The sequence below is a fragment of the Bacteroides sp. QWL-09 genome (genome assembly GCF_058683585.1).
In genome coordinates this window covers 236,576-253,676 of record NZ_CM178748.1, presented here as the reverse complement: position 1 = coordinate 253,676, position 17,101 = coordinate 236,576, and the positions used below count along the sequence as shown (strand labels likewise).

The window sequence follows — 17,101 nt, the reverse complement described above, 5'->3', positions numbered from 1 at the left end:
ATAATCCCTCAATAGATAAACACGACAACAGATAGGCACTAATAGAAAGAACAAGCAGATCAAACAGAGATACAACTAACATAATCATAATGCTTTATCGGGACAAACAGCTTAAGTACATATCCCCATAAAGCGTATTTCAAATAAGAATAATATGCAATTACTAAAGAAAAGAATTCAACAAGACGGAAAATGTTATGAGGGGGGAATCCTTAAAGTAGACAGTTTTATCAACCACCAGATGGATCCAGCTCTAATGAAGTCAGTTGGCGTAGAGTTTGTACGGCGATTCGCTTCGACAAACGTCAACAAAATCATGACCATCGAAGCTAGCGGAATCGCTCCGGCTATCATGACTGGCTATCTCATGGATCTTCCTGTCGTATTCGCCAAAAAAAAATCACCTAAGACCATTAAGAATGTCTTGTCGACCACTGTCCACTCATTCACCAAAGACAGAGATTACGATGTAGTGATCAGTGCTGACTTCTTAACACCCAATGATAATGTTTTGTTTGTAGACGACTTTCTAGCCTATGGAAATGCAGCATTAGGAATCATCGACCTTGTAAAACAAGCCGGTGCCAACTTAGTCGGTATGGGATTCATTATAGAAAAGGAATTCCAGAACGGAAGAAAGATGCTCGAAGAAAAAGGCATACGGGTAGAAAGCTTAGCTATCATTGAAGACCTTTCTCACTGTGAAATCAAGATAAAGGATTATCCTTGTGAAGGATTAAAATAACGACCTTTCTTTTGAGTCACTTTACCATATTGCACCGCATGTTCTGGACAAACATGATAACAAGCCAAACATGAGGTGCAATATGATCCCCATTCCGGTTTTCTATCAACCAGCTTCACATTTTGAATCGGGCAGGCTTTCACGCAACGCCCACACCCCACACAACTATCGGCCGCATGAAACTTTTTAGGATTAGTCGGAAACTTATTAAACAACGGATTAATAACTCGAGTTTTCAAATAAGGAAAGCGCCCCTCATTACAATCAAATAAGTGAGCCTCACAACAAATGGAATGACTCACCAGCTGGACACGATCCACAGCCTCAGTCAACTTCTTCCGCCGGACATCATCAGGATCGACATCAAAACCTGGTAGCAGGACATAATTATTAGGCATGATAACAGAAAAACCTGCATCACACTTCCATCCCTTACGACTTATTGCATCAACAAAAACATTCTGAGTTAGTCCGATATCATCACCACAAGAACAGACGAAAAACAAATATTGCCCTTGATAACTAATCACCTGTAACTGCTTAATGAATTGAAGAACAATGAGAGGAGGCCCCCATGAATAAATAGGAAAAACAAAGCCTATTTTTTCATTATTACGAAGAGAAAAACTATAGTTCTTATCTCTAATGCAGTGTGGAATAAAGTATAACGTCTCGTTTTGTTCCCGAGCTAGCCGTTCCGCCACCCAACGAGAATTACCCGTCCCTGAGAAATAGAAGATCATAGGTGTATATAAAAAAAGCCGTACCGACGATGTGATGAAACTCTGATAAAGCAAGATTTGAGCGCTCGTCCTCGTTGTAATCCACCGGCATAAATGCTATCCCTAGGGAATGTGGCCCGCCATTGAAGATCGAAGCCTTCTCGGTATATCAGATTAATTTGAAGAGTTTCCCGATCCAGTCGATACGGCCAATATTTTCGTATTACAAATATAGAGCTATTTACTGAAAAAGCAAAGAAAACAAACGTTTTTTCTTCTGTGAGAAAACTAAAAAACAAAACCCACAAACCCAACAAGCATCCATTAATGAGTTAAAAAACTTATAAACAAAGTATTCTATAAGAAAAGTATTTTTGAAAAAGAGTAGGTAATTGTCACCACTCTACAAACATAGACAACATTTCATCCCCAAAGAACTATTCCTATTAGAAGAACAGCAAAGCTAAAAAAAAGACGTGCCGGAAAATAATCCGACACGCCTACTTTTTCTATTATTCTAAGCTTATGCTGCTTTCACTTTAGCAACGATAGCCTTGAAAGCTTCTGGATGGTTAACAGCTAAATCAGCTAAAACCTTACGGTTAATTTCGATACCTGCTTTATGCAACCCACCCATCAATTTAGAATATGACATTCCTTCAAGACGTGCAGCAGCATTGATACGTTGTATCCAAAGTGCGCGGAAGTTTCTTTTCTTATTTCTACGGTCACGGAACGCGTAAGTTAAACCCTTTTCCCAAGTGTTCTTAGCTACGGTCCATACATTTTTTCTTGCACCAAAGTAACCTCTGGTAAGTTTCAAAATTTTCTTTCTTCTTGCTCTTGAAGCAACATGATTTACTGATCTTGGCATAGTTTTACTTTTTTTTGAATGTTAGCGCCGTTACTTCACGTAGCGATCTTAAAGCTAATGCATTCGGTTAATACTTAATAATACTTGTACGCTTTGATTACTTCATTGCTAAAAGTTCCTTCACTTGAGCTACGTTAGTTGCATCAACAGTTGTAGAGTAACACAAGTTTCTTTTTCTCTTTTTAGACTTTTTAGTCAAGATATGACTATGAAAAGCGTGCTTTCTTTTGATTTTACCTGTTCCGGTAAGGGTAAACCTCTTTTTCGAACCGGAGTTAGTTTTCATCTTTGGCATCTTAGTTATTTTTAAATTATTAAATAATATGGCAACGCACTATACCTGCGCGTTACGCATTTCAGTCTTTTTTCTCTTGCAAAGTTTCTGTCTTTTTTTGAGAAGCTTCAGCTTTCTTTTCAGATGAAGCACCATCAATTGAAGGCTTAGTAGTCGGCTTCTTAGCAACGTCTTTCTTTTTAGGAGATAATTGAATAATCATTCGTTTACCTTCAAGTACTGGCAATTGATCAACCTTAGCATATTCCTCTAAATCGTTTGCAAAACGCAACAACAAGACTTCACCTTGCTCTTTAAAAAGGATAGAACGACCTTTAAAGAATACGTAAGCTTTAACTTTATCACCATCTTCCAAAAAACCTTTTGCATGTTTTAGTTTAAAGTTATAATCATGATCATCTGTCTGAGGTCCAAAACGGATCTCCTTCACATTGACTTTAACTTGCTTAGCCTTTTGTTCCTTCTGCCGTTTCTTCAGCTGATAAAGGAATTTTGAGTATTCAATAATACGACAAACAGGTGGTTGTGCATTTGGAGAGATCTCTACAAGATCCATTTCCTTCTCCTCGGCCATCTTTAAAGCCTGGAAAATCGGATACACCATTGGTTCAATATCATCGCCCACAATGCGGACTTCTTTGGCCCGAATCTGCTCGTTGATTCTATGTTGCCCTTTTAAGCTGTCATTCTTCATAGAAAATTTTCTACTTCCTGTTTGTTTTTTATTATTCACGCAAATTTATTATATTAATTGGCTGCAAAGTTACCATTTATTTATCATATTCTGAACTTCTTCGTTCAAATTTTTAGCAAATTCTTCAAATTTTATGGTTCCCTTATCACCATCGCCTTGTTTACGTACCGAAACTTCACCATTTTCAGCCTCTTTTTCACCAACAATTAACAGATATGGTATACGCTTCATTTCATTATCACGAATCTTACGTCCGATCTTTTCATTACGATCATCCACAAGAGCACGAATATCATTCATCCTCAAGTAAGTTTTTACCTGCTCGGCATAATCATTGAATTTTTCGCTAATCGGCAATATAACAACTTGATCAGGAGTTAACCATAATGGGAATTTTCCAGCAGTATGTTCAATAAGAACTGCCACAAAACGTTCCATAGAACCAAACGGTGCTCTATGAATCATCACTGGACGATGTTTTTGATTATCAGATCCCATATATTCCAAATCGAAACGTTCTGGTAAGTTGTAGTCAACTTGAATGGTTCCCAACTGCCAACGACGACCGATCGCATCTTTCACCATAAAGTCAAGTTTAGGACCATAGAAAGCAGCTTCACCATATTCGATTTTGGCCTTCAGCCCTTTTTCCTCACAAGCCTCAATAATCGCCTGCTCTGCTCTATCCCAGTTATCATCGCTACCAATGTATTTCTCACGATTTACTTTATCACGCAAAGAAATCTGAGCCTCAAAATTTTCAAAATTCATTGAGCGAAACACAATAGAGATAATATCCATTACACGAAGGAATTCATCTTTCACTTGATCAGGACGACAAAACAAGTGGGCATCATCTTGAGTAAAACTACGCACACGAGTCAACCCATGCAACTCACCACTCTGTTCATAACGACATACTGTACCAAATTCAGCCAAACGCAAAGGAAGATCCTTATATGAACGTGGAACATTTTTATAAATCTCACAGTGATGAGGACAGTTCATCGGTTTCAAAAAGTACTCCTCACCCTCTTCTGGAGTATGGATAGGCTGAAAAGCATCTTTTCCGTATTTAGCATAGTGCCCCGATGTAACATATAGCAACTTATTTCCAATTGGCGGAGTAATCACTTCCTGATAATCATGTCTCATCTGAATACGGCGAAGAAAATCTTGTAATCTCAAGCGAAGAGCAGTACCCTTAGGCAACCACATCGGTAATCCCTTACCCACCGTATCAGAGAACATAAACAACTGCATCTCTTTGCCTATTTTACGGTGATCACGTTTTTTCGCTTCTTCAACCATCGCTAAATACTCATCGAGCATTTTCTTCTTAGGGAAAGTAATACCATAAATACGAGTCAGCATCTTACGATTTTCTTGTCCGCGCCAATAAGCACCAGCTACCGAAGTCAACTTTATGGCTTTAATCGGAGCTGTAGTCAACAAGTGAGGACCACGACAAAGATCTGTAAATGTTCCTTGGGTATAAGTCGTGATACGACCATCCTCTAATTCAGAGATTAATTCACATTTGTAAGTCTCACCACGATCACCAAACATTTTCAAAGCATCAGTTTTAGCAATATCTTGTCTGATCACAGCTTCTTTTTTAGCTACAAGTTCGGCCATCTTCTTTTCAATAGCGAGCAAATCACCTTCTTTAATGATCGCCTCTCCCGGATCAACATCATAGTAAAAACCATTTTCAATGGCAGGACCGATACCAAACTGAATACCCGGATACAATTCCTGTAAGGCTTCAGCAAGCAAGTGCGCACTCGTGTGCCAAAAAGCATGTTTCCCTTGCTCATCGTCCCATTTATAAAGCACAACAGAAGCATCCGTTGTTATAGGACGACCTAAATCATAGATTTCACCATTCACGCCGCACGCCAAAACATCTTGAGCCAAACGCGAACTAATACTTTCGGCTATTTGTAAACCGTTCACTCCTTCGTTGTATTCACGAACAGAGCCATCGGGAAATGTAATTTTTATCATGATATAATGATGTTATATTTTTCTGTTAATAAGTCGCAAAAGTAATTATTTCTTTTGAGTTTCCCATTTATAATTAATAAAATGTTATTCCGATTGATCGGTAAACCGCTTCAATACATTATAAGCCGACACGACTCCAAGCTCTCCAGCCTTACTCAAATCCATTAATCCTAATCGATTATTTCCAAGGAAGATATGAGTCAAACCACGATTATAATAAGCATCAGCAAATGACGGATCAAGCTTTATCGCTTTATCATAATCAGCAATAGCCAAACGATAATCCTTAGTAATCGTAAATAAATTTGCTCTATTATAATAAGCATAAACAAAATCAGGGGCCAGTGCAATCACGCGATCTAAATCTTTTCTTACATAATCATAAGTCACTCCACCCACATCAAGCGTTCCTCTAATTTCAGCATCCTCACCTCCCTCAATAGCTTTCTCATTCAACTCAGCCTTTTTATATTCTAGCTGTTTATAATGTATCAGCGAACGCATGAAATAAGCAGGGAAGAACTTCTCATCCAATTCAATAGCCTTATTCAAGTCAGCCAAGGCACTCGAAAAATCTTGTACCAAGTAAAAATCCAAAGCCCTAGAAAAACGCTTACAAGCATTATTGGGATCAGCCACAATAACTGAAGTATGAGAATCAATCAAAGAAAAATGAAACTTAACTTGCTCTTCAGTCAGAGGCGCTTCCATATTCGTCAATCGAAGTCGTTTCGATAAAATGCCTGAACGATTCAAATCATCAATAGCGTTATGAAAATAGACCAACTTCTTAACGTCACTACTCTTTTCATAATAAGTCAAGGCAAACATCGGCTCATTTTTAATGTTCACATTATGATCTTGTACCCGACCGCGATAATCGCTTTTATATTTCTTATCTGCTTCCGAATCGTCTGCAATAACAATCTTACGGAAATTATTCATATTCTTATCCGATTTCTTACGCGTCTTATTTTTATCAGACTGATTAGAATTATTCTGTGCTAGATTTTTATTATTCACCCGATTCTGTTTATCAAGTTGCGCTTTCAAAACCTTAAACTCATCAAATTCCGCACCTTTCTTATCCCCAATTTTACGCCGAGCATCGGCACGGTATTGATACCCTACAAGAAAATTAGGATATTGTTTAATAACAGAGGTATAATCGTTAATTGCGCCCCGATAATCGCCAGTCTGAGCACGAAGCAGCCCACGATTAAATATAGCCATCATATTATCAGGTTCAATTTTAATCACAAAATCAAAGTCTTCAATAGCACGATTATCATCTCCTACACGAGCACGGAGCAAGCCTCGATTATAATGTCCAATAAAATTATTCGGATCCATTTGTAAAGCTAGATCATAATCAGACATCGCACCCCGAAGATTGTTTTGATGAAAACGAGCGAGCGCCCGATTAACATATAGTCCAGAATTCTTAACACTATAACGAATAGCAGAATCCAAATCTTTTTCAGCATCGGCATATTTAGCCTGCTGCAATCGCACCATAGCCCTAGAAGCCCATGCGTCTGGATCGTATTTATCAAGATCAAGCGCTTGATCAAAATCACTCAAAGCAGCAACCGTGTCTTTTTGTTGCAAATTAACTTCTCCACGCATCAGATAAGCGCGTGTATAACGAGGAGAGACAGCAAGAAGTTTTTCAATATCCATTTTGGCATGATCATACTCTTTCTTTTGCATATGGCAAAGAGCCAAATTATGCCATAAAGTCGTATTTTCAGGATCGTAAGCAAGAGCTTTCTGGTAATCTTCAATAGCAACATCAAACTTATTCTGTCGAATGCGAGCCAATCCTCGAACTTGATAAGCATTCACCACGAACGGATTCCGCAGGATAGCTTCATTGCAATCAGTCTCCGCACCTTGATAATCATCCAGATTAATTTTAGCTAAAGCTCTAAAAAAATAAGGTTCATAGAGGTAAGGTTTAGCATTAATAACTTGATTAAAGTATTGAATGGAAAGCACATAATCTTCAAAATAAAGTGCGTTCCGGGCAATCACCATAACCCTATCCGTATTAATCTGAGCACACAAGACAACAGGGAACAAAAATAAAGCTATTAATATCTTCCTCATTATTAATCTATTTATGTTTGTGAATGGAGCAAAAGTAATACTTTTTACTCCATTCAAATGAAATAGACTGTTTTTTTATCTTTATTTCACCTGTTTCATTTTGTAAGAGCTACGGGCTTTTCCTTTAAGCATCGTATTTAATTTCCCTTTAATCATCTGTTTTCTCAAAGGTGAAATATGATCAATAAAAAGTTTGCCTTCCAAATGATCAAATTCATGTTGCATCACACGAGCCAAATAACCCTCTACAACCTCCTCGTATTGAACAAAATTTTCATCCATATATTTCACACGGATACGATCACCCCTTTTTACTGTTTCATGAATTCCAGGAAGACTTAAGCAGCCCTCTTCCATACTCACTTCTTCCCCGTCAACTTCAAGGATATGGGGATTAATATAAACTTTATTAAAATCTTTAAATTCCGGAAAGTCTTCCGACAAAGGATCAAGTGTAATAGTAACCACACGAATGGGTAATCCAATCTGAGGCGCAGCAAGCCCGACCCCATCAGCATGAACCATTGTTTCCTGCATATTAGAAATCAACTCTTTCAAGCTCGGATAATCGGGCGTAATATCTTCAGCCACCTTTCTTAACACCGGTTGGCCGTATACATAAATAGGTAAAATCATATATAACTTAATGTAAATTTATTAAAGACTAAGAAAACGTTTACTTTCAAGATATGTTTGCAAAATAATAGTTGCACTAATTTCGTCAACCAAAGCTTTGTTTTGACGATCTTTCTTTTTCAAACCACCATCCAACATCGCCCGATGAGCAAGCACAGAGGTAAAACGTTCATCAACATACTCCACCGGAAGATCGGGATACTTTTTCTTTAAAGAATTAACAAAAGGCTGAATATATTTCATATTCTCAGACATTTCATTATTCATTTGTTTCGGAAGACCTATGATAATCCGTTCAACCGATTCTTTCCTAAGATAATCATCTAAAAAAGAAAGCAGCAAATGAGTTGCTACTGTCGTCAATCCATTAGCGATCAACTGTAACGTATCACTAACGGCTATTCCTGTACGCTTTCTCCCGTAATCTATTGCTATTATTCTACTCATAATTAGGGTACAAAAATACAATTATTATTTGGCTTCAGAAACAATATTATTTTTTATATCCCACAAAACCATAAATAGATCCCCCAAAAGGCAAAAATAAAAAGAATAAGACATTCAATTATGACAAACAAATCCTCCCAAAAACATATTAAAAAAAATACAATATAGAAAAAAAACGTTATTTTTAGAACACTTTTATTTTAATGTTTATTTTTTTTATAAACATTTGCACACAGATATAGACAATAAAAATTTGTTTTCATTTGAACAAGTTTCTTGATACATTGTTTTATATAAGAATAGCTTTGTTTTTTAATATCAGCAAATATAAAGAAAGGAATAGGTATATATTATATCAGGTTTTATTAAAAAAAAAGTAGAAGATTATGAAAAAAAATGTGAAAACAATTTTACTTTTAGCAACTATACTAGTTGCAGGAAGTGTTAATGCACAATCCCCAAAGGAATGTAGTGCAGATAAATACAAGGTAGAGACCAATACGTTTTGGAACAATTGGTTTATCAGTGTAGGTGCCGGCGGGCAAGTTTACATAGGTGACAACGACAGCCAAGGCAGCTTCGGAAAACGCATTGCACCGGCTTTAGACATTGCTGTTGGCAAGTGGTTTACCCCAGGAATCGGACTCCGTATAGAATACAGCGGACTTCAAGCTAAAGGATTTGGATTTGGCGAATACGCTTACGGAACAAAAAACGACAACGGGGTATACCGACAAAAATGGAATATGGCTCATTTCCATGGAGATGTTTTATTCAATCTATCTAACATGTTCTATGGATACAAAGAAAATCGTCTTTACAACCTTATTCCTTATGTAGGATTTGGTGCAGTACACTCATTTGACGATGCAGCAACAACAAACGAATTGGCTACCACAATTGGTATCATCAACAAATTCCGTTTATCTAACGCTTTAGATTTAAATGTGGAAGCTAGAGGTACATTAATCCACGATCGTTTTGATGGAGAATTTGGCGGCAATGGTAAAGAAGGGTTAGCTGCAGTAACAGTTGGCTTAACTTATAAATTTAAGCAACGTGGTTGGAACAAACCTTGTGTTAAAACAACAGGCATCAGCGAAGAAGATATGCAACGCGTAAGAGAACAACTTAATCAAATGATGAGAGAAAATCAAAATCTAAAAGATGAATTAGCTGCTGCTAAAAACAAGAAGCCTCAGACTATCATCGAAAAAGAAACAACTGCTGCTTCACGCATCATTCTATTTACTATCGGACAAAGTTCTCTTAACAAAGGTGCAAAAGTTAACTTAGGTTACTTAGCTGAAGCAATCAAAAAAGCTCCAAAAGATAAGATCTTTACGATTACAGGATATGCTGACAATAAAACAGGAAGCAAAGCAATCAATGAAAAATTAAGTAAGGAACGTGCAGAAACTGTTCGCGATGCGTTGGTTAATGATTTCGGTGTAGATACAGCTCAGTTAAAGGTAGACTATAAAGGCGGCGTAGATAACATGTTCTACGATGACGCTAGTCTTAGCCGTGTAGTTATTGCTGAATAATATTTTTAACAAAAGAGATTCTGTAAAAGAACAAATCAATACAGAAGTATAATATAATTCCCTAACTAATTTCTTTCTGCTTATGAAAGAAGATTAGTTAGGGAATCTACATATTTAAACATCGAACATCTATTATTATAATCAATAAGTAAAGCAAACAAAACAGTTCAAACCAATATAACCACATCAGAATCAATCAAAAAAGAGGGCAACTCAATATCAATTACAAAAAAATTGAGCAGAAGAGAACTTTAAGCAGCTACACTTCTACCCAATCATTATACAAAAAGCAGCTCTATTCAAGCTGTCAAAAAAAAAAAAAAAAATCGACAGAATAAAAACTGTCTAATTATTATCGTCTCAATGGAATCTCAGGCTCAACAATACCAATTTCATAACAGCCATTATTAACATTAACCAACACCTGATATTTATTAACAACAGCTTTTGTTCTTGCAAACGAGATTGTTGTATCAGGCAAAGCAATAACGATAGCCTTTGTCTCTCCAGATACAAAAGCGGCATCATTAGGCAGAGCTAAGTCATAATTTTGCCCATTAATAGAAAGAGTCATAAACACATCGTCTGATTCAACTGCTTGAGGAATAATATTGGTTATTCTTCCTTCCGATTGTTTATTCACTTCTATATTTGCAAAGGTGTCATTTAAAGGGTCAACAGAAACAGCTCCCGTTTCCAAATTCTGAACACCATGATTTTTCAAGTGAAGAGTAACCTTTGCATTCCCCGCATAAGGAGCCCCCTTAGAATCTACTAACACAACTGGAATACTCATACGCTTGAAAGACAAATTTACATTCTTAACAGCTGGCGTAATATCATTCGCAGAGGTACCAAAAAGATATTCATTACCACCAATAAAATAACGTTTGTTGATCAACTGATAGCTAGATAATTCTGGATAGTGGGCACAAAAAGTTACTCCTCTCGCATTAAAGTTAGCCCATGAATAAATGCTTTGTCCCAAGATATAGCGAGAGAACGAATCACTAGTACCTAGTGATAAAACATCACCGCTAACAAATGAAGTCTTCAATAAACCTTCATTAATCATAGCACGAGTTGTACCATCCATTTTTAAACCATCACTGTTCATTGTAAAACTGATGGCATCACTCTTCTTTGAAGAGTCAAATTCTTCATTTTGCTGACAACTGCACAAGCAACCGATAGCTAAAATGGCTAAAAAACTTTTTGTTTTCATTTTAATAATGTTTAGTTAATGATATAAGAAAAAAATCAATATTCGATTTTATCCTCTTTATTACTCCATGCTTTAAAGACCTCTAATGCTTCAGTCGCTAACAACCTTTCTGAAGGTAGTTTCCTTTCAATCGGCTTCAGATCCAATTCATCGTAAATGAAAGAATCATCAAATCCGATATTCTTAGCATCTATTTTATTATTAGCATAATAGATTTTATCCAAGTGAGCCCAATAAATAGCCCCTAAACACATCGGGCAAGGCTCACACGATGTATAGATTTCGTAACCAGACAAATCAAAAGTACCCAATTTATGTGCAGCCATACGAATAGCATTAACTTCAGCGTGGGCCGTTGGGTCGCAAGAGGATGTTACTCGATTAACACCAGTTGCAATAATCTTACCTTCAGGTGTTGCAACAATAGCACCAAAAGGACCACCCCCATTTTCTATATTTTCTTTAGAAAGCAATATTGCCTTTTTCATCAATTCTTCCTTTACCATCTCTATCTATCTTAAGTGTTATTTTAGACTTTCTTAATTTTTATATGCAAATATAAAAAAATGTGATCTAAAACACCTCTAATTAATATATTTTAAATATACATTTTTCATGTATAGACTGTTTCAAAATTTGATTTTATCACCTATCGCAAAAACACTAAAAACATTCTAACGTTAAAGCGATGTCTCAACCGATAATAAAAGGTTTATAGGCAATTCAAGAAATCTTTTTTTAATACACAAAATTCTCAAAAAACGACACATATACTTATAAAAATGCAACAAACAATATCCTTTATCGACATTACAATTTTATAAAAATGCAATTACATCAAAGCACAAAACACAAGAACCAACTACCAAACAAAAACCCCTAGGATGCTGTAGACACTCAGCAGACCTAGGGGAAACACACAAAAATTATTATTACTTAGAAAATATCAAAAACGCATACCTAAAGTTAATAAGACCTTATTAGCCATATTTGTCACTTTAGTTTTTGCAAGTTCGGGATGATCAAACGGATAGAAATCAGCACTATACTGGCTATACTGATAAGCTAAATCGGCATAAAACGAGGAGCCTTGGTATCCAAAACCTAAAGTATAATTACTCTGAGACTTTGTATTAGAATAATCAGTATCAGTATTAATAGAGTTAGGAGCTAAATCCTTAAATGCACTAGATCCAAATGTCTCAGAAATATAGTTATACCCACAACGCAAAGCGAACTGAGGAACAACTTTCCATTCAGCTCCAAGACGAACCGTGTGTACTCCTTTAAGCATTTCTTTAGCTGTTGAATTCTCATAAGCCATGTCTGCACCGTCAGAATATGACATTTTAGCCGTTGAATAATCTTGATATTCATACTCTGCACCCAAAGCAACATTTTTCCCAACAGTATAGCCCATGCTTAAGTTATACTTCCATGGAGTCCGAATTCGAAAATCATACCCATAATCTCTATTGTTCATATAGTCATAAGAATCTACTATATAATTTTTAAGCTCCTTATCATCGAAAGAATATATATTTGACGAAAGTCTAACATTCGTTCTATAAGTCAAATTGTAAAATATCGGAGAATTTAAACCCAAGCCAAAGCGTAAAGGAGAATCTTCAAACGGACGAACAATAGCACCTAATTTAAAGTCCACCCCAGAACCATTTATTTTATTCATAGAGGTCATTTCATACCCTTCCTTGTATTTGTTTTCACCAACAAGTAAATCAGACTCTTCTCCATAAGTCGACCTTTTAGAATAGTTGACATCATAAGCACCAACAGTAAATCCTAAATAAAATCGGTCACTAAAGTTAAAGGAGACATTAAAATCATATTGATCAATTCCACCCTTTTCTCGAGAATCAAACCAGGAATCAGGTTGAGGAAATGACGTAACATATCTATCATCCGAATCTGAAAAATCATACAAATGACCTAACCAACCAACGGCAGGAAGCCAACCAACCAAATTATGATCAAAAAGATCTGATGACTTAATTGTTTTGATATCACCAGCTGACCCATAATCACCTCTCATTTGATTAGCCTTAACAGCCATTTGATCGGTTTGCGAAATAGGCTTACCATTAAGAGTTTTATTAATCACCCCTGCCATTGACATGTACTTATCAAATGATTTCGAACGGGTATAATTAAATCCAAAATTCACATATCGCAAAGTCGAAGTATTTCCCACTTTTGATGAATAAACAAAACCGACATTATCATACGACCATTTATTATGGTTAGATTTAAACGTTTCTGCTCCATAACTCGATTCAATTCCGTAAGTCGAAAAGCTGAACGAAGTCATAATATCACTACTTCGATACAAACCGATTCCAGCCGGATTAGTATTTATCGTTGAAATATTAGCACCTAGAGCACCCATAGCTCCTCCCATTCCAACAAACCGAGCATTACCATTAAGATCTTTATTACTCAAATTCACAACATCGTATATAGTCTGAGCACACACACTCGTTGCTGAAAACAAGACAATTAAAGTCGAATATATCCATTTTTTCATAAGCTATATATTTAATGAAAAGAATTTAAATCTATCGTCTACTACTTCCACGCATTGATCCACCATTAGAAGATCCACTACTACTTCGCGAATTACTGCTTGAAGAGCTATTACTTCGAGAACTGCTGCTAGAAGAACTATTATACGATTCTCTAGAATTACTAGAGTTCTGCGGAACATATGTACGACTAGAACTACTAGAACGATTAGAAGATCTGCTATCGTAAGAGGAAGAAGAACGTACTCCTTGACTTGATCCAGAGTAACGACTGCTAGATCCTCTATTTGTATTAACACTTTCACGAGTACTACTTGGCCGAGTATACACATTGGAACGGCTAGAAGAGCTACTTGAACGAGAGTTCACTCTAGAACGATCAAGAGAAGTACGACTACCAACAACCCTGCCAGTTGAACGGTTGTATGCTCCTACACGATTAGCTTGAGATCGACTAGTATAATCATATCGCGAATTTATTGTTCGATCACGTCCAGTCCAATGATCCCTCGAAGGAGAATGACGATTAGTATAAACCATATCTCGATGAGATCCACCACCCCATCCCCATGATGGAGAATTCCAATAAGGGTATCCCCAGTAATTAGAGCCATACCAACTATTGCCCCAATAGAAATCATTATACCAATAATTCGAATAATATCCTGCGCCATAATAAGGTCTAGACCATCTCCAACTCCATGAATCAAATCGCCAATTCCACCAAAGCGGATTAGTGAAAGTCGGAAAAGCATAAGCATAAAATCCGTCTGTATAGACATTCCAATCCCAAGAATTAACACCATAAACAATATCCCAATACAACGGACTGCTAATACTAATTGCAAAACGAGGATTACGGAAACGAATAATGCGTTCAGCATATTCGTAATCATCACGTGTACCTCTAAATTCACCACCAATCCATTCACCATCCAAGTCTGGGCGATCCTTTTCTTCTATAATCAAAGTATCGTCATTTAGTGAAAATTCATTTTCACGAGCAGAGTATCGACGATTATATTCATCAACATCCCGAACATTTCCCTTACGATCCTTAACGACCACAGTTGTTCCCGGTGAAGTATAAATGCGAGTCGTATTTGCTTGCTTTTTCGCATTCTCTTTTACTTTCACCTCATTCTTTTCTTTTTTATCCTTAGAAGGAATAAAGTAAAGATCATCCTCCACTTGTTGAGCCATCAAGTTTACAATCTGACTCAGCATTAGAATTAATAAAAAAACAATCTTTTTCATAACAATCAGGTTTACATAAATTCACACTCTTTTTGCATGTTACAAAGATAATAAAGGAAATAATGTTGTTAGGTAGAATTTCCCGAAACAAGAATAGGGAATTCCCTATTCTTCACTATCTTTGCATCATCATTAATAGAATTATCAGAAAAAAATGAAATACTTTGAATTTATATTCAAAACACATCCATGCACAGAAGTTGCAAATGACGTTTTGACAGCAGTACTAGGCGACGTTGGATTCGAAAGCTTCACTCATCAAGAAGATGGAATAACCGCATATATCCAACAACAATTATGTGATGAGAACTTGATTAAAGAAGCCATCGAAGATTTCCCATTACCAGATATCGAGATATCTTATCAATATTCTGAAGCAGAAGACAAAAATTGGAATGAAGAATGGGAAAAGAATTATTTTCAACCCATTATAATAGATACCCGCTGTGCTATTCACAGCACTTTTCACAAAGACATTCCATCGACAGATTACGACATTGTGATCAATCCACAGATGGCTTTCGGTACTGGACATCACGAAACAACCAGCTTAATACTTAACGAACTATTAAGTGCAAAACTAGAACATAAATCTCTCCTTGACATGGGATGTGGTACTTCCATATTGGCCATCTTGGGACGAATGCGAGGTGCAAGCCCTTGTCTAGCCATTGACATTGACGAATGGTGTATACGCAACTCTCAAGAAAATATTGAGCTCAACCAAGTTGATAATATCACGGTATTACAAGGAGATGCAAATACGCTTGATGGGAAAGGGCCATTTGATGTGATCATCGCAAATATAAATCGCAATATCCTTCTCAATGATATAAAACAATACGTCAGATGCATGAAATCCGGCAGTGAATTATTAATGAGTGGGTTTTACATCGAAGATATTCCAACGATACGCGAAGAAGCAGAGAAGCACCAGCTAAGTTTTCAATATCATAAAGAAAAGAATAATTGGGCTATGGTGAAGTTTATCTTAAAATAGAGCACAAGCTTTCCGTTAAAGAAACAAAGCGAGATTTACGTTAGCATTAATGATAAGTCTCACTTTTATCTTTCATATAAGACAATATCAAGGCGTCACTTTACTTTGAATGGTCAAACTTTTCAGATCATCAAGAGAGCCATTAAACACATTAAGATCAACATCGTGCTCAATGCCATTCACCCGTCCCACATCCGTATGCTGCCAAAAGTCCCATTTCCCTTTATATTCGACAGAATCAACATAATAGTGCGCAATCCAATAAGGATAAGCATCAAAAGAAGCATCATTCAAATACTTCATTTTAAATTTATAAGACGTATACAAAATAGGCTTAACATTATAATGCGCTTCAACACGATCTAACCATCTCCTTAAAGCTCTTTGAAGATCTTTCTTATTTTTTCTTCCAGTCGTTTCAACATCGAGAACCGGAGGTAAATCACCTGAATCCAGTTTAGCGATACTTATAAAAAAATCAGCTTGTTTTAGAGGGTCTGTATTTGGAATAAAATAATGATATGCTCCGCGTATAAAACCATTTTGGCCAGCTTCAACAAAATTCCTTTGAAAAGTACTATCACTATGATCACCACCCTCCGTCGCTTTCAAAAAGATAAAATGAATAGGCGACTCAGAATCTTTATTCAAGGCTAATTGAGCCCAATCTATCTTACCTTGATAATGAGAAATGTCCAATCCATGAACCTGATATCCACAAGGTATGCAAACACCATATTCTTTATGCCCCGGACAACGCTTCCAACGATAAGCATAAGGACGAATAAAAAAGAAGTAGAATACACAAGAAAAAAAAGCGATAACACCTATCGTCAACAAATGACGTATCCATGCAGGCATGGTACGATTGTGCTTACCCCGTTTCTTTGTTGATTTTTTCCTTTTCAAGGAAGCACTCTTTGCTTGACGAGAAGTTTTGGACGATGTAGCCATAATAGTCAAAAAGAAAAAGCCTCTTTTCTTATCGTTTTTA

At 36.5% G+C, this 17,101-nt stretch carries 16 protein-coding genes; 3 read left to right on the top strand and 13 right to left on the bottom strand.

Annotation, left to right across the window (positions count from 1 at the left end; translation table 11 throughout):
• The first annotated feature begins 154 nt into the window (after positions 1-154).
• Positions 155-745 carry a xanthine phosphoribosyltransferase gene (gene xpt, locus AC4PG5_RS01085; RefSeq protein ID WP_492029657.1) on the top strand — a complete coding sequence of 197 codons (591 nt, stop codon included), beginning with the start codon at positions 155-157 and terminating at the stop codon, positions 743-745.
• Here xpt and AC4PG5_RS01080 read toward each other — a convergent pair.
• The 8 genes from AC4PG5_RS01080 to ruvX all read right to left on the bottom strand — a co-directional run bounded on the left by AC4PG5_RS01080 (position 721) and on the right by ruvX (position 8,535).
• A complete protein-coding gene (locus AC4PG5_RS01080) occupies positions 721-1,488 on the bottom strand; it encodes an EFR1 family ferrodoxin (RefSeq protein WP_492029656.1) in 768 nt (255 codons plus the stop codon). The two genes, xpt and AC4PG5_RS01080, sit on opposite strands and share 25 nt — an antisense overlap.
• Before the next feature lie 502 nt (positions 1,489-1,990).
• Complete coding sequence (gene rplT, locus AC4PG5_RS01075; protein WP_492029655.1) at positions 1,991-2,341, bottom strand: 50S ribosomal protein L20; 351 nt, start codon at positions 2,339-2,341, stop codon at positions 1,991-1,993.
• A 97-nt stretch (positions 2,342-2,438) separates the two neighbouring features.
• On the bottom strand, positions 2,439-2,636 hold the full coding sequence (rpmI, locus tag AC4PG5_RS01070) for a 50S ribosomal protein L35 (protein ID WP_492029654.1): 198 nt from the start codon (positions 2,634-2,636) through the stop codon (positions 2,439-2,441).
• Between the two features lie 61 nt (positions 2,637-2,697).
• The gene (gene infC / locus AC4PG5_RS01065) at positions 2,698-3,330 is read right to left on the bottom strand and encodes a translation initiation factor IF-3 (RefSeq protein WP_492029653.1); all 633 of its coding nucleotides are present in this window, start codon (positions 3,328-3,330) and stop codon (positions 2,698-2,700) included.
• A 69-nt stretch (positions 3,331-3,399) separates the two neighbouring features.
• Positions 3,400-5,340, bottom strand: a complete 1,941-nt coding sequence (gene thrS, locus AC4PG5_RS01060; RefSeq protein ID WP_492029652.1) for a threonine--tRNA ligase — start codon at positions 5,338-5,340, stop codon at positions 3,400-3,402.
• 84 nt (positions 5,341-5,424) lie between these two features.
• Entirely contained in the window at positions 5,425-7,452 is a 2,028-nt protein-coding gene (locus tag AC4PG5_RS01055) for a tetratricopeptide repeat protein (protein ID WP_492029651.1), read from the bottom strand.
• Between the two features lie 81 nt (positions 7,453-7,533).
• On the bottom strand, positions 7,534-8,088 hold the full coding sequence (gene def, locus AC4PG5_RS01050; protein ID WP_492029650.1) for a peptide deformylase: 555 nt from the start codon (positions 8,086-8,088) through the stop codon (positions 7,534-7,536).
• A 21-nt stretch (positions 8,089-8,109) separates the two neighbouring features.
• Entirely contained in the window at positions 8,110-8,535 is a 426-nt protein-coding gene (gene ruvX, locus AC4PG5_RS01045; RefSeq protein ID WP_492029649.1) for a Holliday junction resolvase RuvX, read from the bottom strand.
• Positions 8,536-8,921: 386 nt separating this feature from the next.
• On the opposite strand from ruvX, the gene AC4PG5_RS01040 reads away from it, so the two are divergent.
• Entirely contained in the window at positions 8,922-10,082 is a 1,161-nt protein-coding gene (locus AC4PG5_RS01040; protein WP_492029648.1) for an OmpA family protein, read from the top strand.
• 352 nt (positions 10,083-10,434) lie between these two features.
• Here the strand turns inward: AC4PG5_RS01040 and AC4PG5_RS01035 are convergent, their stop codons facing one another.
• The 4 genes from AC4PG5_RS01035 to AC4PG5_RS01020 form a co-directional block, all read right to left on the bottom strand.
• Positions 10,435-11,307, bottom strand: coding sequence for a fimbrillin family protein (locus AC4PG5_RS01035; protein WP_492029647.1), 873 nt, complete (start codon positions 11,305-11,307; stop codon positions 10,435-10,437).
• Between the two features lie 35 nt (positions 11,308-11,342).
• Positions 11,343-11,813, bottom strand: coding sequence for a nucleoside deaminase (locus AC4PG5_RS01030; protein ID WP_492029646.1), 471 nt, complete (start codon positions 11,811-11,813; stop codon positions 11,343-11,345).
• Positions 11,814-12,253: 440 nt separating this feature from the next.
• Entirely contained in the window at positions 12,254-13,852 is a 1,599-nt protein-coding gene (locus tag AC4PG5_RS01025; RefSeq protein WP_492029645.1) for an OmpP1/FadL family transporter, read from the bottom strand.
• A gap of 31 nt (positions 13,853-13,883) precedes the next feature.
• A complete protein-coding gene (locus tag AC4PG5_RS01020; RefSeq protein WP_492029644.1) occupies positions 13,884-15,107 on the bottom strand; it encodes a hypothetical protein in 1,224 nt (407 codons plus the stop codon).
• A gap of 154 nt (positions 15,108-15,261) precedes the next feature.
• Between AC4PG5_RS01020 and prmA the strand changes: the two genes are divergently transcribed.
• Complete coding sequence (prmA, locus tag AC4PG5_RS01015) at positions 15,262-16,107, top strand: 50S ribosomal protein L11 methyltransferase (RefSeq protein ID WP_492029643.1); 846 nt, start codon at positions 15,262-15,264, stop codon at positions 16,105-16,107.
• An 87-nt stretch (positions 16,108-16,194) separates the two neighbouring features.
• On the opposite strand, the gene AC4PG5_RS01010 is transcribed toward prmA, so the two are convergent.
• A complete protein-coding gene (locus AC4PG5_RS01010; protein WP_492029642.1) occupies positions 16,195-17,061 on the bottom strand; it encodes a glycoside hydrolase family 25 protein in 867 nt (288 codons plus the stop codon).
• Positions 17,062-17,101 lie beyond the last annotated feature (40 nt).

Coding starts and splice junctions, on each gene's coding strand:
- xpt (WP_492029657.1), top strand. CDS start 155: ATGCAATTACTAAAGAAAAGAATTCAACAAGACGGAAAATGTTATGAG.
- AC4PG5_RS01080 (WP_492029656.1), bottom strand. CDS start 1,488: ATGATCTTCTATTTCTCAGGGACGGGTAATTCTCGTTGGGTGGCGGAA.
- rplT (WP_492029655.1), bottom strand. CDS start 2,341: ATGCCAAGATCAGTAAATCATGTTGCTTCAAGAGCAAGAAGAAAGAAA.
- rpmI (WP_492029654.1), bottom strand. CDS start 2,636: ATGCCAAAGATGAAAACTAACTCCGGTTCGAAAAAGAGGTTTACCCTT.
- infC (WP_492029653.1), bottom strand. CDS start 3,330: ATGAAGAATGACAGCTTAAAAGGGCAACATAGAATCAACGAGCAGATT.
- thrS (WP_492029652.1), bottom strand. CDS start 5,340: ATGATAAAAATTACATTTCCCGATGGCTCTGTTCGTGAATACAACGAA.
- AC4PG5_RS01055 (WP_492029651.1), bottom strand. CDS start 7,452: ATGAGGAAGATATTAATAGCTTTATTTTTGTTCCCTGTTGTCTTGTGT.
- def (WP_492029650.1), bottom strand. CDS start 8,088: ATGATTTTACCTATTTATGTATACGGCCAACCGGTGTTAAGAAAGGTG.
- ruvX (WP_492029649.1), bottom strand. CDS start 8,535: ATGAGTAGAATAATAGCAATAGATTACGGGAGAAAGCGTACAGGAATA.
- AC4PG5_RS01040 (WP_492029648.1), top strand. CDS start 8,922: ATGAAAAAAAATGTGAAAACAATTTTACTTTTAGCAACTATACTAGTT.
- AC4PG5_RS01035 (WP_492029647.1), bottom strand. CDS start 11,307: ATGAAAACAAAAAGTTTTTTAGCCATTTTAGCTATCGGTTGCTTGTGC.
- AC4PG5_RS01030 (WP_492029646.1), bottom strand. CDS start 11,813: ATGGTAAAGGAAGAATTGATGAAAAAGGCAATATTGCTTTCTAAAGAA.
- AC4PG5_RS01025 (WP_492029645.1), bottom strand. CDS start 13,852: ATGAAAAAATGGATATATTCGACTTTAATTGTCTTGTTTTCAGCAACG.
- AC4PG5_RS01020 (WP_492029644.1), bottom strand. CDS start 15,107: ATGAAAAAGATTGTTTTTTTATTAATTCTAATGCTGAGTCAGATTGTA.
- prmA (WP_492029643.1), top strand. CDS start 15,262: ATGAAATACTTTGAATTTATATTCAAAACACATCCATGCACAGAAGTT.
- AC4PG5_RS01010 (WP_492029642.1), bottom strand. CDS start 17,061: ATGGCTACATCGTCCAAAACTTCTCGTCAAGCAAAGAGTGCTTCCTTG.